Source organism: Pseudomonas sp. KH_040 (assembly GCF_057839305.1).
In genome coordinates, this window is record NZ_CM174487.1 from 3325888 (window position 1) to 3342861 (window position 16974).

The 16974-nt window shown below is 52.1% G+C and carries 17 protein-coding genes and 2 pseudogenes; 14 read left to right on the forward strand and 5 right to left on the reverse strand.

All coding sequences use genetic code 11. The annotated features are described in order from the left end of the window. The first annotated feature begins 24 nt into the window (after window positions 1-24). The 4 genes from cydB (at window position 25) to AC3IUF_RS14910 (ending at window position 4156) form a co-directional block, all read left to right on the forward strand. Window positions 25-1038 carry a cytochrome d ubiquinol oxidase subunit II gene (gene cydB, locus AC3IUF_RS14895; RefSeq protein WP_489281555.1) on the forward strand — a complete coding sequence of 338 codons (1014 nt, stop codon included), beginning with the start codon at window positions 25-27 and terminating at the stop codon, window positions 1036-1038. 163 nt (window positions 1039-1201) lie between these two features. Beyond that, window positions 1202-2362 (forward strand): NAD-dependent formate dehydrogenase, encoded by a 1161-nt coding sequence (locus AC3IUF_RS14900; RefSeq protein WP_489281557.1) that lies wholly within the window; start codon window positions 1202-1204, stop codon window positions 2360-2362. Between the two features lie 261 nt (window positions 2363-2623). After that, entirely contained in the window at window positions 2624-3469 is an 846-nt protein-coding gene (locus tag AC3IUF_RS14905; RefSeq protein ID WP_489281559.1) for an EcsC family protein, read from the forward strand. A gap of 246 nt (window positions 3470-3715) precedes the next feature. Continuing rightward, entirely contained in the window at window positions 3716-4156 is a 441-nt protein-coding gene (locus AC3IUF_RS14910; RefSeq protein WP_183786259.1) for a hypothetical protein, read from the forward strand. 306 nt (window positions 4157-4462) lie between these two features. On the opposite strand, the pseudogene AC3IUF_RS14915 reads toward AC3IUF_RS14910, so the two are convergent. Then, window positions 4463-4630 (reverse strand): annotated as a pseudogene (locus AC3IUF_RS14915) (transposase); the annotation flags it as partial. A 314-nt stretch (window positions 4631-4944) separates the two neighbouring features. On the opposite strand from AC3IUF_RS14915, the gene AC3IUF_RS14920 reads away from it, so the two are divergent. The 4 genes and pseudogenes from AC3IUF_RS14920 to AC3IUF_RS14935 all read left to right on the forward strand — a co-directional run bounded on the left by AC3IUF_RS14920 (window position 4945) and on the right by AC3IUF_RS14935 (window position 6778). Beyond that, window positions 4945-5499 carry a hypothetical protein gene (locus tag AC3IUF_RS14920; RefSeq protein ID WP_489281561.1) on the forward strand — a complete coding sequence of 185 codons (555 nt, stop codon included), beginning with the start codon at window positions 4945-4947 and terminating at the stop codon, window positions 5497-5499. Window positions 5500-6043: 544 nt separating this feature from the next. Beyond that, window positions 6044-6207 (forward strand): annotated as a pseudogene (locus tag AC3IUF_RS14925) (ubiquinol oxidase subunit II); the annotation flags it as partial. After that, window positions 6194-6331, forward strand: coding sequence for a hypothetical protein (locus tag AC3IUF_RS14930; protein WP_489281563.1), 138 nt, complete (start codon window positions 6194-6196; stop codon window positions 6329-6331). The pseudogene AC3IUF_RS14925 and the gene AC3IUF_RS14930, both read left to right, overlap by 14 nt. A 207-nt stretch (window positions 6332-6538) precedes the next feature. Further along, window positions 6539-6778, forward strand: coding sequence for a hypothetical protein (locus tag AC3IUF_RS14935; protein ID WP_489281565.1), 240 nt, complete (start codon window positions 6539-6541; stop codon window positions 6776-6778). Between the two features lie 234 nt (window positions 6779-7012). Here AC3IUF_RS14935 and AC3IUF_RS14940 read toward each other — a convergent pair whose 3' ends face one another. Next, window positions 7013-8224 carry a hypothetical protein gene (locus AC3IUF_RS14940; protein ID WP_489281567.1) on the reverse strand — a complete coding sequence of 404 codons (1212 nt, stop codon included), beginning with the start codon at window positions 8222-8224 and terminating at the stop codon, window positions 7013-7015. Between the two features lie 361 nt (window positions 8225-8585). Here AC3IUF_RS14940 and AC3IUF_RS14945 point away from each other — a divergent pair, with 361 nt between their 5' ends. Next, window positions 8586-8804: a hypothetical protein gene (locus AC3IUF_RS14945; protein ID WP_489281569.1), complete on the forward strand. Its 219-nt coding sequence runs from the start codon at window positions 8586-8588 to the stop codon at window positions 8802-8804. Between the two features lie 138 nt (window positions 8805-8942). Here AC3IUF_RS14945 and AC3IUF_RS14950 read toward each other — a convergent pair whose 3' ends face one another. Further along, entirely contained in the window at window positions 8943-9290 is a 348-nt protein-coding gene (locus AC3IUF_RS14950; RefSeq protein WP_489281571.1) for a hypothetical protein, read from the reverse strand. A 469-nt stretch (window positions 9291-9759) separates the two neighbouring features. Between AC3IUF_RS14950 and AC3IUF_RS14955 the strand changes: the two genes are divergently transcribed. Next, complete coding sequence (locus AC3IUF_RS14955) at window positions 9760-10914, forward strand: hypothetical protein (RefSeq protein ID WP_489281573.1); 1155 nt, start codon at window positions 9760-9762, stop codon at window positions 10912-10914. A gap of 27 nt (window positions 10915-10941) precedes the next feature. Here the strand turns inward: AC3IUF_RS14955 and AC3IUF_RS14960 are convergent, their stop codons facing one another. Then, complete coding sequence (locus AC3IUF_RS14960) at window positions 10942-11139, reverse strand: hypothetical protein (protein WP_489281574.1); 198 nt, start codon at window positions 11137-11139, stop codon at window positions 10942-10944. 171 nt (window positions 11140-11310) lie between these two features. Then, on the reverse strand, window positions 11311-12183 hold the full coding sequence (locus tag AC3IUF_RS14965; protein ID WP_064598756.1) for a LysR family transcriptional regulator: 873 nt from the start codon (window positions 12181-12183) through the stop codon (window positions 11311-11313). A gap of 99 nt (window positions 12184-12282) precedes the next feature. Here AC3IUF_RS14965 and AC3IUF_RS14970 point away from each other — a divergent pair, with 99 nt between their 5' ends. The 4 genes from AC3IUF_RS14970 to AC3IUF_RS14985 all read left to right on the forward strand — a co-directional run bounded on the left by AC3IUF_RS14970 (window position 12283) and on the right by AC3IUF_RS14985 (window position 16855). Further along, a complete protein-coding gene (locus AC3IUF_RS14970; RefSeq protein ID WP_064598755.1) occupies window positions 12283-13452 on the forward strand; it encodes a mandelate racemase/muconate lactonizing enzyme family protein in 1170 nt (389 codons plus the stop codon). Between the two features lie 102 nt (window positions 13453-13554). Further along, window positions 13555-14862: a C4-dicarboxylate transporter DctA gene (gene dctA, locus AC3IUF_RS14975; protein ID WP_011334186.1), complete on the forward strand. Its 1308-nt coding sequence runs from the start codon at window positions 13555-13557 to the stop codon at window positions 14860-14862. Window positions 14863-14969: 107 nt separating this feature from the next. Beyond that, window positions 14970-15842 (forward strand): isocitrate lyase/PEP mutase family protein, encoded by an 873-nt coding sequence (locus AC3IUF_RS14980; protein WP_011334185.1) that lies wholly within the window; start codon window positions 14970-14972, stop codon window positions 15840-15842. A 26-nt stretch (window positions 15843-15868) separates the two neighbouring features. Beyond that, on the forward strand, window positions 15869-16855 hold the full coding sequence (locus AC3IUF_RS14985; RefSeq protein WP_489281577.1) for a 2-hydroxyacid dehydrogenase: 987 nt from the start codon (window positions 15869-15871) through the stop codon (window positions 16853-16855). Window positions 16856-16974 lie beyond the last annotated feature (119 nt).

Consider the following 16974-nt stretch of genomic DNA (forward strand, 5'->3'; position numbering starts at 1 on the left):
TTCCGAGTTTGAGGAGCGAGCGCTATGGGCGGCATCGACCTGAGTTTGATTTGGGCATTGATCATCATCTTCGGCGTCATGATGTATGTCGTGATGGATGGCTTTGATCTAGGCGTTGGATTGCTCTTTCTTGCGATCAAAGACAAAGAAGAGCGAGATGTCATGATGAACACGGTTGCACCCGTATGGGATGGCAACGAGACGTGGCTGGTACTCGGGGGCGCCGGGCTTTTCGGAGCGTTTCCCCTAGCTTATTCAGTCATTCTCAGCGCGCTATATTTGCCCCTGATCATCATGTTGCTGGGACTGATTTTTCGGGGTGTCGCCTTCGAGTTCCGGTTCAAGGCCAGTGACCGCAATCGGCATTGGTGGGATAAGGCTTTCGTCGGCGGTTCTATCGTTGCCACTTTCAGCCAGGGCGTTGCGCTCGGTGCCTTCCTTGACGGCATTCCAGTCGTCAACAATGCCTACGCGGGTGGCAGTCTCGACTGGCTTCGTCCCTTCCCACTGTTTTGTGGTTTCGCACTGCTGGTGGCCTATGCCCAGTTGGGAAGCACTTGGCTGATCATGAAAACTGAAGGCCGATTGCAGGAGGATATGTACCGATTTTCTTCCTACTTTATCTATGCCCTGTTATTCGTCATTGCAGTGATCAGCATCTGGACGCCGCTCGTACATCCGGAGATCGCGCAACGCTGGTTCACGATGCCGAACCTATTCTACTTCCTGCCTGTACCCCTGCTGTTGCTGTTCTGTTTCATTGCCACACTGATTACGCTTGCGCATCGGGCAACCGCAAGTCCGTTTCTGTTGACCCTGCTTGTGATTTTCCTTGGCTACAGTGGCTTGGGTATCAGCATCTGGCCCAATATCGTGCCGCCTTCCATCACGATGTGGCAGGCGGCCTCGCCGGTGGCGAGCCAGCTGTTTGCACTGATCGGAGCACTGTTTACGCTTCCCTTCATTCTGGTCTACACCGCGTGGAGCTATTACGTTTTCAGAGGCAAAGTTAAATTGGGTGAAGGCTATCACCACTAGGTGCAAAGCTTGGTAGACCCGGGTGTCCAATCCTGAGTGCGCGGCTTAATAGATGCTCTCCGTTTGGACACCCTCCCCTTTTCACCACCCTCGGCCGATTTTCTGTCCAATCGCTTTATCCCGGCTGAACCGAAAGTCGTACGACACACAGGAGATAAAGCTCATGGCAAAAATACTTTGCGTTCTTTATCCCGACCCCGTTGATGGCTATCCACCTCGTTATGCAAGAGATGAGATTCCAACCATCACGACATATGCCAATGGCCAGACAGCGCCGACGCCAACAGGCCCCCTAGGGTTCAAACCCGGTGAACTGGTGGGCTGTGTCTCAGGGGCGTTGGGTCTTCGTAACTATTTGGAGCGAGGTGGCCATGAGCTGATTGTGATCAGTGACAAGGACGGGCCGAACTCTGAGTTCGAACGTCTTCTACCTGACGCCGAGGTGGTTATATCTCAACCTTTCTGGCCTGCTTATCTGACCGCAGACCGGATCACCAAAGCAAAAAACCTGAAACTTGCACTCACCGCCGGTATCGGCTCTGATCATGTGGATCTTGCTGCAGCGGCGCGCGCTAATATCACTGTTGCCGAGGTCACTGGTTCCAACAGCATCAGTGTCGCGGAACATGTGGTGATGATGGCGCTGTCGCTGGTGCGCAATTATTTGCCTGCTCATCAAACAGCCATTGATGGCGGTTGGAACATTGCGGATTGTGTTTCCCGAAGCTATGACATCGAAGGGCTGCACTTCGGCACTATCGGCGCTGGGCGAATAGGCTTGGCCGTACTGCGTCGGCTTAAACCATTCGGTTTGCACCTGCATTACACCCAGCGTCACCGCCTGGACTCAACCATTGAAAATGAGCTGAACCTAACATTTCATTCAGATGTGCAGTCGCTGATCAAGACTGTCGACATCATCAACCTTCAGATCCCCCTCTATCCGTCCACCGAAAACCTGCTCGACGAAGCGGTACTGGCCCAAATGAAGCGTGGTACTTATCTCATCAATTGCGCCCGCGGCAAACTGGTGGAGCGCGATGCACTTGTCAGGGCTTTAGAATCAGGACATATCGCAGGTTATGCAGGAGACGTCTGGTTTCCTCAGCCCGCCTCACCCGAACATCCCTGGCGAACCATGCCGTTTAATGGCATGACACCCCACATGTCCGGCACGTCTCTCTCGGCTCAAGCACGTTATGCTGCGGGCACATTGGAAATTCTGCAGAGCTACTTTGAAGGCACTCGAATTCGCGAGGAATATCTCATCGTAGATAGCGGAAACCTTGCTGGTACAGGAGCGCACTCTTACGAGCTCGGATGAGCTCCACGCGACAGCCCTTCCATGCTGACATCGCGGGCCAGGGAGGCCGACAGTCAACCACTTCCAATCCAACTGATACTTGCGTAACTCAGGGTAGCGCGCAGCGCGTCTGCAAAAGGAAAGCTGGAAGCGTCGACTCCATAAACATGCGGAATCATCTGTTTGATCTGCCGATCATCACTCTTGATATTCTAGTTCACCGCTCACTTATCGCTGCCTCAATCGGTGGTTTCTTGTTTGCGGACTGAGCCACCAAAGGAGATGTATGTGAACATCAAAGACAACCCCGAAGACTACAAGAGCTTAAAACAGGCGGTGGATTTACTGGAGTCTCCTTCTCTGACGGCGAGGCTGTCCGGCTTTATCGGGTCGCCAATCGAAATTGCGGTAAAAGCCTTACCTGAATCGATTTCAAAGAAGGTCAACGGTGCGGTGACGGCGGCCCTGCACTCATCCGTTGACGTCGCGTTGTGGAGCTTGGAAAACGCACCTAAAAAACCTGCATCAACACGACTGCACAAGCTTTATGCCGCGACCTCAGGTGCTATCGGCGGGGCTTTCGGCTTTACTACGCTGTTCCTCGAACTCCCCGTCTCCACGACCATTATGATGCGCTCAGTAGCCGACGTGGCGCGCAGCGAAGGTTTAGACTTGAGTGACTTTGCGACCAAACAGGCGTGCATCGAAGTGTTCGCTATGGGCGGCCCCAGCCAAGAGGACGATGCGACGGAGACGGGGTACTACGCTACTCGCAGCTTTACCACTCAGGCAATGCAGCATTTGTCCAAAGAGCTGGCAGAGATAGCCGCCAAACACGGTGCTAAAGCGACAAGCCATTTTGCACCGGGCCAGGCCGGGAAATGGCTAGCCGTGCTGATCGAAAAAGTGGCTACACGCTTCGGCTATACCATTACTAGCAAATTCGCGGCGCAGGCAGTTCCTGTAATTGGAGCGTTGACCGGTGCATCGATCAATGCTCTGTTCACTGACTTCTATCAAGACACTGCCAGAGGTCACTTCATCGTCAAAAGGCTCGAAAGCATATATGGCTACGAACAAATTGAGCATGAATACGCATCGATCAAGAATACGTCTCGGATCAGTTAGAGCAGAACGTCAAGAAAGATGACCTAAGCGGATAAAGTCAATCAAAAAAATTCCGACAGCACAGAAACAGCAAATAAGATGTTTATCTTAGATGTATTTCATGCTCCCTTTTTCGATTGGCAGATATACTGAAACATCAACGGCCACGGCTCAGCTTCACGAGACGTTTTGTGGGGTAAAGCGGTCGTTAGACCCGGCGTCGATCTAAGGCCGACTTAATTAATTGAATTTCTATCAGAGGCATCTATGATGCAACTCGAACGCCTGCTACTTCAGAGAATCAAGGAACGTGAAAAAGTGGGCCCACACCTAATCTCACAAGAGCATCTGGGTCTGAATGGGCGCATTGCACTGATGATCACCAACGCGGTTGGCACCATGTGGTGTGCCTATATTTTTGCGGGAATTGCCTTAATCAGCTTACCCTCTGCCATCGCAGGAGGAGTCTCGACTCTCATCGCCTGGATTGCCCAAACTTTTCTACAGTTGGTACTTTTATCAGTCATCATGGTAGGCCAGAAGGTGGCTGCTGCTGCCTCAGATAAACAAGCACTGCAGACCTATCAGGACGCTGAGGCGTTGCTGAAGGTTCAAGATGAGGTACACCGGCTCATCGAGGTCAATAATACGATGACCGAAGCAATTCACGCTGCGATCCTCGCAAAGGACTCCACGGTGGCCAAGTAAATTTGCCTCTGAAGCCAATGGGTACACCAGAGAGAGTTATGATACTCCACGACCGTGCAGACGCTCGCTCAAGATTTTGCAACTGAAGGCTTAGGCTGATAGCGCACTCATTAGCCTAACCCCAGCGATAATAAAGGGCTCTAGAACAGACTGTGTGAAAACACACTGACAGGCCTTAGACCAAACGCCCCAACTTGTTCGGGGCGTTTGTTTTTGTGCTGAAAAGGCTCTTCAGCCCATCAGTTTCATCATTTTCTTCGCTCCCAGGACACTGATCGCTCGATTAAAGTTGTACACGGTCACGACCACCCGCTTCAGTTCAGCACGTAGTCGGCGAAGCTCGGCACTCTGATCATCCTCCTGAACGCGCTGCTCCAGAAGCTTGGTGTAGCGCTTAATCCAGGCATAGAGGCTGTGCAGGGACACACCCAATTGCGCAGCCACCTCCGAGACAGGAAGATGCTTTTCGGCCACTTGGTTGACCGCCTAGATTTTGAAAGCTCCGGGATAACGCTGGTTGCTCATAGCACCTCCTAATGGGTCTCATTTTAAGGTTTGGAGGTGCCTACGAAACCAGAGGGCGATTCAGTTGATATAGCCACAGGTCAGTCGGCGCCCCTGTCAAATAGCCAAAAGGCGCCAATTCATAGCCCATAGCCGCCAACCCTCACGGATCACTAGATTGAGTACATGGCCGCATCGTCGCTACTTGCAACGCTCTCAAAGCTCTGTTTGTCGGCCTACTCTCAGGTATGTGCCGAAGATTGAGTCAGGAGATAGACGACGCCATGCAAAACTTTGAACGGGATGACCTGCTAAAGGCTGCCTCCGGCGGCGCAGAGGCCCTGCTAAGAGTTCAAGGACGTAAGGAGGTATTGAAGTGCAATACCCAGAAACGAAAAGAAGCATTACAGTCCGCAACACCGCTTTGGGCAGATCATGAAGCAATCGACGCGTTTTACGCAGAGGCACGACAGCTGTCAGCTCGGACAGGCGTCAAGCATGAAGTTGTCCGCATCATTCCCCTCCAAGGTAGAAACGTCTGTGGACTTCATGTGCCTTGGAATCTGATAGTTGCAACGAAGACCGATAACGCCAAAAAACACGCGACGTTTGGTGACAAAGAAGTCGTAGGCTTTTTGGCAAAACGTGGGTTCAAGGTAATTTATGGCGTTAATCTACTGAAACGCGCAATCAGATTTGGCAGACAAGAAAAAGTTCTGTATATCAGCCCGGATGAACAGACGGTGCTAAACGTCGCATATGTTCAGGGGGAATTTATTATCAAATCCGCTCTTGGCGAGACAACCCATCCGTCATTGCTCATAGCTGCAGCCTTATGACACCTCTGTCAGCGGCATAAATTTCAGAGATTTTCATTGTTCGTTCTTCAGATCGAATGCGAACGATGGTGATCAGCCCGAAGAGCCTTGGCTCATGAACAGGAAAATCCTAGAAATCAGACTTTACAGTACTTTTCTGGCTGGTGATTTTTACTGCGATATTATGGTTTTTTCTTATTGAAAAAAGCTGTTTACGCTGATAGATGGTATTGATGAGCTGGTAATTATTTGTGATTAGACAGGGCGATTAACTGGGAATAGCCTGAACGCGTGCCCAAAGTAGAGCGAGTGAAATGGGCCGATGCAAATGATATTTGGTTGCTTATGAATATTTTTTGCGTTTTGCAATACCTGAAAAACAACCATCAATAAGACCCTTAATTTAGGCCGCCTCTTATGTGTAGATTCTCGGAGAAATACCATGAGCGAGGTTGAACGTTATAAATCGTACAAGGGGGCGGCAGCTTGTTGGGGTGCACTGATTACGGTGACGGAAAACTGGCTGGGCAGTGAAAACGCATGGTTTGCCTAGGCTATATCGGCCATCGTGCCGCCGTCCATCGGCCTGTAAGGCGGCGCCTTACCAATCTCTAGCCAGCTGTTTATCCTAATCGGCACTCTGTTCATGCTGCCGCCATCCTGATGCACACCAGCTGGAGCTACTACGTCTTCTGCGCAAAAGTGAGGATTGACAATGGTTACCACTAATGCTGAAAAACCGATGCCGTTTTACAAGCAGGTGGCACAGTTAAGCCTGCTGTTTTGCATGGCGCTGATCATGCTGGCCGCCGCGACGGCCCTGACAATGGAGTTTGCCCATGGCACCCTATGAAGTGTCACACGCTTAAAGTCAGCCAGGCTCTTGATGCAAACGGGTGTATTAGCTTGTCGCTATTTGGTTCGCCAGCTTGGCTGCACTCAGCATCGCGGCCGGTGGTTGCGGCACAATCATGCACATGGCCGGCATAAGCAGCCATTGACGGGCATTTTACCTAACGAACGTCCGACGCTGACATGGCGCCGGATCAAGGAGAGAAATATGTCAGAACGTATAGACAAAGATCATCCCGTTAAATACGTGACACAAAGTGGTGTCACCGTGATGATTGGCTTCAGTTGGAGCCCGACGCTTGATATTCCTGTGGGGGCCAGGTTGACCATGCCAGGCAAGGCTGGACGGCCAGCTTATGTTGAGGGTGACCACTGGGAGAGCTATGAGCAAGCAATTGAAGGGGCACGAGAAGCGGCGGAACGGTGGGTGAATTCTCCGCTTCGATGAAAGTCTTTGGTCAGTTAGGGATCAATACCGTCACTATTGGCGAGGGAGCTTTTTCACTCGTCATAGTGCATCGCTGCTAAACAAAAAGGTGGCGACCGTACGCGGATTTGCAGACCAAAACTCAAGGAATATGGATCAATGCCCCTTCAAAGGGGGGACACGAAATGTTCGAATACGAACACTCCGAGTGAGCTGCTCCTTAGAAAGCAAGGAGCAAAGTCTTGGGGCTTGGGTTTATGCCTTACTGCTTCCTATGCAGACCGGCAAAGGCTCGCTCGCAGGTTTATCGGATCGCCTAAAGATTGTTTGCTCTAGGTGTTTACGCACATCGTCCCATTCCATTTGTTGGTCGACAGCTTTGATCAGCCAGGCCCCGACCACAATGGGATCATTTTCGTAGACGTGCTTCCCGGTACGGGTATAGGTGATCAGCCACCCCGGATAGTCATCCTTGTCGTGGTGATAGTCCCCAAGGTTTGCTTTTACCTGTTCGCCATAGTTGTAGACGTTCGTTAGCACAGCGTATGGCCGTCCGGCTACATACTCATCGACCCGACAGGTATGGGCTGGTGAGAAGGAGTCCTGCATAACGTGCAACATGCTCCCAAGAGCAACATCCGGCGTGAGAAGGTCGCGGCCCTCATAGTCCGTTCCGGCAGGAGCAAAGAGCGTCCGAACCTTCTCGTTCTTCTTATCTTTAAGGCAGTAGTTGAGGTCGACCCGAGGCATCCCAAGCTTAATCTCATCTGCCTCAGTCAAAGGGTCATCTGCCTTGATTTTCTTGGTCGCTACCTTGTAGGCGAATTCCATCCAGAGGAGTGCCTCGGATGTGGTCTTTCTTAATCTCGCCTGATCATCCCCAGCGTTGGGTTCGTTTGTCATGAAGTGCAGGTATTGCATCCTGCCATAGTGGGAATGCCAGGGAAGATAGTCTGCCGTCTTGACCCAGCAGCCACTAACACCGCCTCGGTACTCGGCATGAGTGTCTTCGAATTGTCTCTTTAGCTTGAGCAGCCCAGTGGTGAAATTCGCGCCCTCCCCCCAAGTGAACATGAGTGGATCGTCGTTCCACCAACTGCCATAGATGATCCCGTAGGTGGTGTGCTGGGGCTTTGCTTCTTTGGGCCACTCAGCACCAGTGATGAAATTCACTGAGTCACCACTAGCACGGTTCACCAAAGCCACCTTGGGGTTCCTTAAGTAGTAGGCAGGCACAAGGTACTCATTGATAGCAAAATTGGTGAGATGCTCGTGGACGGTGTGGAAATCATTCTTCAGCCAACACGTATTGATAAACCAAGCCCGGATCCTGCCTTGGTCTGGAATGCCATTTTTTATTTCCAGGACGCGATAACAAGGGTTCACTTGAAATGCGAACGCCCTGGGAGCACAGATCGTGAGGAAGGCAATAATGGCTACTAGAACGGCGCAGCGTATCTGCTTCATGACGTCTTCCTTGGCGAGGTAGCGATTAGCTATCAAGCATAGAGTACCCCGCAGACTATGCATCCCTGATGGGAATTCACCTGTGCTATCTCAGCCCGATGGAGTTTGAGCGGCGTTATGCGAGCGGTAACTCTTAACGACCTTTCCACCAGTTCCTGGGCACACCAAAAGGCTTGCGTAAGTCGGTCGCCCACGTAGTCTGAGATGCACGCCTACCAACATGTTGAGAGATCCCAGGTCAACATGGGCGTCCGCTTCGGGTCGAAAGCGGCTGCTGGCTCCGATGAAGCGTATCTAAGCCAATCTACTGCGGCCGCATGAGCTAGGCTTTGCAAACCCCCTAATTTCCAGGATGGATAGCATGCCAAGTAACTCGGTTTCCAATATTGCCACTGCTGACGCGCTGACATTGCTTCTGCATAACCAGCATGCACTGGCGGCGGCAATCGAGGAGGTCGCCGTTTGGCTAGCAGCCAGTGGCGCGGCAGTGGTTGCAGATAACGCTGTGATGGCTATGGAGACCTTAGACACAAATGCAAAAGCGATCACAGATGCGATTATGCGGATACGGCAGTCCTAACATCACCTTTGCGGGCACCGCCTTTTTTGCGAACAATCGGACTGAGGCACTAACAGCCCTTTGCCGTTTACTGCCATTGTCGGAATCCCCTATATCGGAACGTGATTAAGGTTCTGCTATTGGGCTCTCCCCGCCCCTTTACAAACCCAAATCTCTATCCAACTGATCCGCTTTCATGGCGTCAGAAGCAAAGCCGATATTCATCAGGTGCGATTGCAGATGATCGCGTAGATGCATTCTCAGACGAGATCTAAGCTCGACGTAACTTTCAGTTGGGCCAGCGTCGATATCATGACGTTTCAGAGCATCACGTAGCACCCTGATGCTCTCAGCACCGATCACTGACGCGTGCAGCCGCACGATAGGATCAAGCCCAGGAACTCTCTTGAAACTGGCGACCGCCTCTTCAAGCAGTCGCGCAAACGACACCTTGCTACATGCCTGCTGCGCCGTGCGCCAAACCTGAGACTCAATCTCGTCTTCCATCTGCTCTCTCCAGTTGATCTGCGGACTGACACGCACAAAGTTGTCCGACACGAGTATTTTTTTTCAAAAAAAAACCGTGAATTTGAAATCAAACGGGTTAGCAGCGGCTTTCAGCCGCTAAGGGCCGATTTTGCTGCACCCATGAGGCGGCCATACACCTGCGTCAGCCAGAAAAAGTCGCAAGAAAAAGCCAGAAGCAAGAGCACAGCAACAACGAAAAACCACATAGGTTGTCCAGGAAGACCGGTGAACGGGGAGGCGCCGAGATCGCTGCTTTTCTGTTGTCCTCAAATATAAAGATCCGTCGCACAAAAAATTTTTCAAGGGGCGAAAAAAAATAAATTTTCATCAAGCATGAAAAAAGGAAGGCGATATAGCTGCGGACACGCTTGCGACCACGTCTTTGAGGACTCCCAAGAACGAGATCGCTTGCTATCCATTGTTGTTCAGCCTTTACGGAATCGATTACGTGACTGAAGTGAAACCTCTCACCTTCAAGCAAGCATTGAAAAAAAATCTAAAACGCATCCTCTCCCACTGGCCTCAGTTGACCGTCTTTCTGGGTGGACTCGGCACGCTGCTGGGGATTTACACGATATCGACCTACACGACAGCCATCGGTCGTCCTGACCTGATGGCGGCAGCGCTTGCCGCGAAATCAGATCTGGTTACGTGGCTAGCTATTGTGGCTCTCGTGGTAACCGCTTACTTCGTGGTACTCATGACCACCGGCATTCTTTTTGGCCTCTCGGTGTCATTGTTCAACGATAGCCCTAACCTTCAACCCGAGGTTGTGAAGGTGTTTTTCTGGCCGGTGTTGCTTGGCATAGCCACGCTAATGGCCTTGATATTCGAAGCCCAAAATTTAAACGACTGGGATCGGTTGGCCTTCTTGGTAGCGTTTGTCGTTATCACGATTCCAGCGTTGCATCTCAGTCCAAAATTCAGACTCGCTCTGGACTTGTGCGCAACCTCCGCAGCGCCCGGAAAACCGAATAGCAGAGCATCCCGCATTTTCCTGCTAGCCATGCTGGCCTTTGTACTTGTTGCTGCCGTTGTATCGGCTGTGCTCCCTGTTAGCCTCATCCTTAGAGCCTACACCGGTGAGGACTCCCCTGAAGCGCTAATCAAACTCATGCTGATATCGATATTTTCCGCCGGTCTGACACTAATGCCTGCGATGGTTTTTTATGTCAGTAAGGCCGATCTATTCAAACGGATCTCACAATGCATTGCTTTGGCCTTAGCGATCCTCGTAATTGTCATCGGCGTATCGCCTGGAGGCACACAGACCATCGTTTACTCGTCAGCATCCCTCATGAAGGTTCGAGACCAATCAGAAGCCAAATTTTTGCTGACCGAAAACTATGCTACAGAGGATTTCGCCTCAGAAACCTGGGGCCATGTAGAAACCTTGCGCAATCAGCCTCTCGTATCAGCATTCCCGCTTTTTTCATTTGGAGAGGTGTTGTTGCTGTGCCCGGTCAAATTGATCAAGACTGAGCTCAAGAACTGGCCTGCTGAATCGGCGTCTTGCGTCGTCACAAAAAATAGCAAAGCCATTCGAATGCCACGCAATACCAAAGCGTCGCAGGAGTCATCAAAACCAGTGTCTGCAACCTGAGAGCGTCAGACAAAAAAGGAAATGGCCCTATCCATATGCTGAATGATGGATAGCCGCCTGCTCTTTCAGAGAGGCGTGCGCAACTGAGTTTGTGCCTAGCTCATGAACAGGAAAAGTCCTGAAGGTCAGAACCTGCAGGACTTTTCTTTCTTTACGACAGTTTGAAAGGTCTGGGTATTTATGCTGCACGCTGACCTTGAGTGCGATCTGAACCATCAGCGGCATGGGCCGGCACCAGCGGAGCACGGCTGACACCATAATATATCAACTCTTTTTTCTAAGGCAGTTACGACCGGTTTCGGCCAATAGGAGGCACTCAGTCACTAACAGCCAAGTTTTCTGGCTCGCCAGAGTGCCGTTAAAAAGTGAAAAATGGGGGGCAGTAAGATGGATCTATTAAGCCAGCCTGGCCCAGAACTCTTCCGCAGATAAGCTAATGGGGGCTTTAGGTCGAGTGAGATGAATCTCTAACGGTATATCCCAGCTTTCGTCGAGAGCTCTGACCAGCCGCCCATCAGCCATTTCCTGCTCGGTCAGGCTTTTTGGTAACCACGCTACGCCCTTGCTTTCCAGTGCCATGGACATCAGAACCGCCGCAAGATGGCTGCTAAAAAGCGGCTTGAGGTGAAGGTAGTCTTCCTTGCCGTGGAGTCGGTGAGCGACGATGCGGCCTAGACCCGATTCCTGGGTATATGCCAAATAAGGCAGTGTTTCCGGGGACGTACCCAACGTGGCAGAGGCACTCGCCAAGGGTATGAGCACATCCTCTCCAACTTTTTTCCCGGTGAACTGATCAGGGGCCAGCAAAGGTGGAACATCGGGGTGGCGATGGCAAAGCAGGAATTGAACCTGACCGTGTATCAGCATCTGCTCGCAAACGGCCATGCTGTCTGAATGCAGGCGTACGGCATCTATCGGCGCGCCATTTTCTGCACTTCTCAACCACCTTGGGAAGAAGGTAAATGACAAGGAATGAGTGGCTGCAAACTGCAGCGTTTTGGCGGCCATCCCAGCTACTTCCTGTGCCTCGGAGCGCATCCGGTACAAGCGTCTGGCAGCCTCCTGGGCGCTAGGCAAAATCTGTCTTCCAGCCTCGGTCAACGTCGCCCCCTGGGGAGTGCGTATGAACAATTCGACACCCATCCAATTCTCCAGAGCGCGGACTCTACGACTGAAGGCAGGCTGAGTAACGTGGCGCGCTTCAGCCGCCCGAACAAAGCTGCCGTATTCCGCAAGCGCTGAAAAATCCTCAAGCCAAACGAGTTCCAAGGGCAATGCCTCCTGTGCATAGGGCGCGGCATTAATAGCATTGGGCGGGTGTCATCGCAAAGCATAACGTGGGGCCACCAACAACAAGAGGAACCCGTCATGCGTATCGTAGACATCCGCGAAAAAACTGTTTCTATCGCTTCTCCCATTGCCAATGCCTACATCGATTTTTCGAAAATGACCTGCTCGGTCGTTGCTGTTGTCACGGATGTGATTCGCGATGGTAAACCTGTCATTGGCTACGGCTTCAACTCCAACGGTCGCTATGGTCAAGGCGCGTTGATGCGTGATCGCTTCCTGGCGCGAATCATGGAAGCTGATCCGGATACTCTTATCGACCATGAGAACAACAACCTGGATCCGTTCGCCATCTGGAAGACCCTGATGACCAACGAAAAGCCAGGTGGTCACGGCGAACGTTCAGTTGCAGTCGGCACCATTGATATGGCCGTGTGGGATGCCGTTGCCAAGATCGAAGGCAAGCCTCTCTATCGTCTGCTGGCTGATCGGTATCGTAACGGCGTGGCCGATGACAAAGTCTGGGTCTACGCAGCAGGTGGCTACTACTACCCAGGCAAAGACCAGACCAAACTCAAAGCAGAAATGCAGAGCTACCTAGATCGTGGCTACGACGTTGTCAAAATGAAGATCGGTGCAGTGCCACTGGACGAAGATATTCGTCGCATCGAAGCGGTACTCGAAGTGGTTGGGGACGGTCGTCGACTGGCGGTCGATGCCAACGGTCGCTTCGATCTTCAGACCGGTATTGCTTATGCGGAAGCCATCAAAAAGTACAACCTCTTCTGGTACGAAGAAATCGGCGACCCGCTGGACTATGCACTCCAGGCTGAGCTTGCCAATCACTACGAGCTGCCGATGGCTACCGGGGAAAACCTGTTCTCCCATCAGGACGCTCGTAACCTTCTACGCCACGGTGGCATGCGCCCTGATCGCGACTTTCTGCAGTTCGACTGCGCGCTGTCTTACGGACTCGTTGAGTACATGCGCACCCTGAAAGTGATGGACGAAATGGGATGGTCTTCCCGTCGCGTGGTTCCGCACGGCGGCCACCAGATGTCCCTCAATATCGCAGCAGGCCTGCACTTGGGCGGCAACGAGTCTTACCCCGATGTGTTCCAGCCTTTCGGCGGCTTCGCTGACGGAATCAAGGTGGAAAATGGTTATGTCGGTCTGCCTGATATTCCAGGTGTTGGCTTCGAAGCCAAATCCGCTTTGTACGCAGTCATGCGTGAGCTAGGCGAAGGCTGATTTTCCTCTATCTGTGGCCTCCTTCAGGGAGGCCGCAGAGTCAGGCGTCACCCACTGACGCCAAGCCACATGCCCATCACAAAAATAAAATGAGGTGCTTCCGTGGAAACTTCCAAGTCCCGCTGGTATAGCCAGCTGTATGTGCAGGTGCTGATCGGTATCGTGATCGGTGCAGCAATCGGTTACTTCGTGCCTGATATTGGAGCCAAGCTCCAACCCTTCGCCGATGGTTTCATCAAGCTGATAAAAATGCTGCTGGCCCCCATTATCTTCGGTACGGTCGTCGTCGGTATCGCGAAAATGGGCAGTATCAAGGAGGTCGGACGGATTGGCGTAAAAGCGCTGATCTACTTTGAAATTCTATCGACTATCGCCTTGGTCGTAGGCCTTATCGTGGTGAACATCGTCAAGCCTGGCGTCGGGATGAACATTAACGTCAACGCGCTCGATGGAAATGCTATCAGCAAGTACAGCCAGGCCGCGAGTGAACAAGGCGGTACGATTGATTTCTTCCTTAATATCATTCCCCACACGTTCCTCGGCGCATTCTCCAACGGCGTCATGCTGCAGGTCATTCTGCTTTCGGTCTTGATGGGAGTTGCCCTGGTTCAGATGGGCGAAACCAGCAAGCCGCTGATCAACACTATTGATTTGTTCCTGCAAGGCCTTTTCAAGATCGTTGCAATGGTCATGCGCTTGGCGCCGATTGGTGCGGGTGCAGGTATGGCGTTCACTATCGGCAAGTACGGGATTGGCACCTTGCTGTCACTCGGTCAGTTGCTGATCGCGCTCTACATCACCACCTTGATTTTCATTGTGGTGGTGCTAGGCACGGTGGCCAGATGGTCAGGCATGCCACTCATGCAGTTTCTCCGTTATTTCAAGGACGAAATTCTCATCACCCTCGGCACCTGCTCAACCGAAGCAGTGCTACCACGCATGATGGTGAAACTTGAAAAACTTGGCTGCAAGAAATCTGTAGTGGGCATGGTGCTGCCAACGGGATACACCTTCAACGCAGACGGCACCTGCATCTACCTCACCATGGCCGCGATCTTCATCGCCCAGGCGACCAACACGCCACTGACCTTCGTTGATCAGATGATCCTGCTAGGCGTATTCCTGCTGACATCCAAAGGGTCGGCTGGTGTCGCGGGTGCGGGGTTTGTCACGCTGGCTGCAACACTCACGACCATCCACTCCATCCCTCTGGTCGGACTCGTTTTGCTTTTGGGCATTGATCGTTTCTTGAACGAAGCGCGGGCCGTGACCAACCTGATCGGCAATGGCATCGGCACCATCGCCATTGCCAAGTGGGACAACTCGTTCGATGTCGAGGCTTGCGAACGTGAGATCGCCGCAATGAAGCAAGAAAAGGCGGCAAGCAAGGCATCGCTCGCGCATAAATAAACTACAAAGCGATCCGGTCATTCCCATCTAAACGGTTATGACCGGTAGTGTTTTCCATGCCTTCTTCCGCGTGGAGAGACCTGATTGGAAAGATTGATGGAGCCAACATGATAGAGCGATCACATCATGATTTACGCAAGGTGTTTGGTGAGTTACTCCAGGGGGACACCTGCAAATTTGCAGCTTCCGTATTCGATCCGATCTCAGTTCGGATGGCATACGACCTTGGCTTTGACGTTGCCATTCAAGGCGGCTCCGTTGCGTCGCTTCAGGTGCTCGGCGCACCTGACATTGCATTACTCACGCTGGATGAATATGTCGAGCAGGTTTCCAGGGTCGGACGGGCAAGCCAGATTCCGATCATTGGGGATGCTGACCATGGCTTTGGAAACGCGCTGAATGTGATGCGAACAGTCACAGAGTTACAGAAGGCCGGCGTTGCAGCCCTGACATTGGAAGACACCCATCTACCGGCCAAGTACGACGAGCAGTCGCATGTGCTTATTGAGAGGGAAGAAGCCGCAGCCAAAATCTATGCCGCGCGATTTGCCCGGTCGGATGATGCACTCAGCATCATCGCCCGTACGAATGTGGCTGTGACCACTTTGGACGACTCCATCGCTCGCACTGCGGCTTATCAGAAGGCTGGAGCAGATGCTATTTGCCTAGTCGGTGTTAAGGACTTCCAGCACCTAGAAGCACTTACGGCACATCTCAGAGTGCCGATCATGCTGATCAACTATGGAAATCCTGCTCTGAGCAATGTTGAAAAATTGAGTGCTGCCAATGTGCGGATCGTGGTCAATGGGCATGCCCCCTATTTGTCCGCAATCAAAGCAACCTACGAGGCGCTACGCGAACAAAGCGGCACGGAGGGGAGCGAGCTATCCCTTCCTGAGCTGCTTTCTAAATACACACTCTCGGACAGTTATCGTGAGTGGGCAAAAACCTTTTTGAAGTCAGAGCACGATTCAAATTGATATTGGAACAGGTGGAATACGCCGTCATGAAAAAGACAATCCTGGCCTTCAGCCGGGTCTCCCCCAGCCTGCTTGAACCTTACAAAGACGACTACGACGTCATCATCATTAGCCCTGAGCTTGGTGATATGGACGCCCAGTTCGAGGCCGCTATTTCGAACGCTCACGGGCTGATTGGTGGAAGTCGTCGTCTGGGTGAAGCTGAGCTGGCTGCGGCTGTAAATCTTGAGATCGTCTCAAGCATATCGGTTGGCTACGACAACTATGACCTCGACTACCTCAACCGCCGAGGGATCATGTTGACCAATACGCCAGATGTGTTGAACGAAACCACAGCTGATCTGGCTTTCGCTCTGATCCTGGCCACAGCGAGACGCGTCCCTGAGCTTGATGCTTGGACGAAAGCCGGCAATTGGACAAAGACCATCGAAGCATCCCACTTCGGATGCGATGTGCATGGAAAGACCTTGGGCATTATCGGTTTAGGCAAAATTGGAGAGGCCATCGCACGCAGAGGGCGTTTCGGTTTTGGCATGAACATCCTCTACAGCGGCAACAATCGTAAACCGCAGCTTGAGAAAGAACTCGGTGCGCGGTTCGTCCCGCAAGAGAAACTTTTAAGCGAGTCTCATTTTGTCTGTCCGGTCGTGCCGTTGACGGACGGCACGAGAAACCTCATCGGACGTAAGGAGCTAGCGTTGATGGGCCCGGAGAGTATTCTGATTAATGTTTCTCGCGGCCCTGTGGTTGATCAGGACGCACTCCTTCAAGCGCTTGAGGAGAATACGATACGAGCAGCCGGTTTAGATGTTTACGTGAAAGAACCGCTTGTGAGTTCAGGTCTTTTCAAATTGAAGAACGTTGTCACCGTGCCTCATATCGGCTCTGCAACAAGCGATACACGCAATGCGATGGCACTGCGTGCACTGGAAAATTTGCTATCGGGGCTCGAAGGACGGCAACCGAGAGACCTCGTGAATACTCACGGGCTAGGACGTAGATGGACGCAGTGACGACAAGGACGCTGGCAGTATGGCCGCCGCGCAGGATGGATCGCGGCTTATAGGTCGGGGCGCCTACTCAAGCTTAAGCCGCTCTAAACAAGATCGACTATTTGCCGATGCGCTCCGTT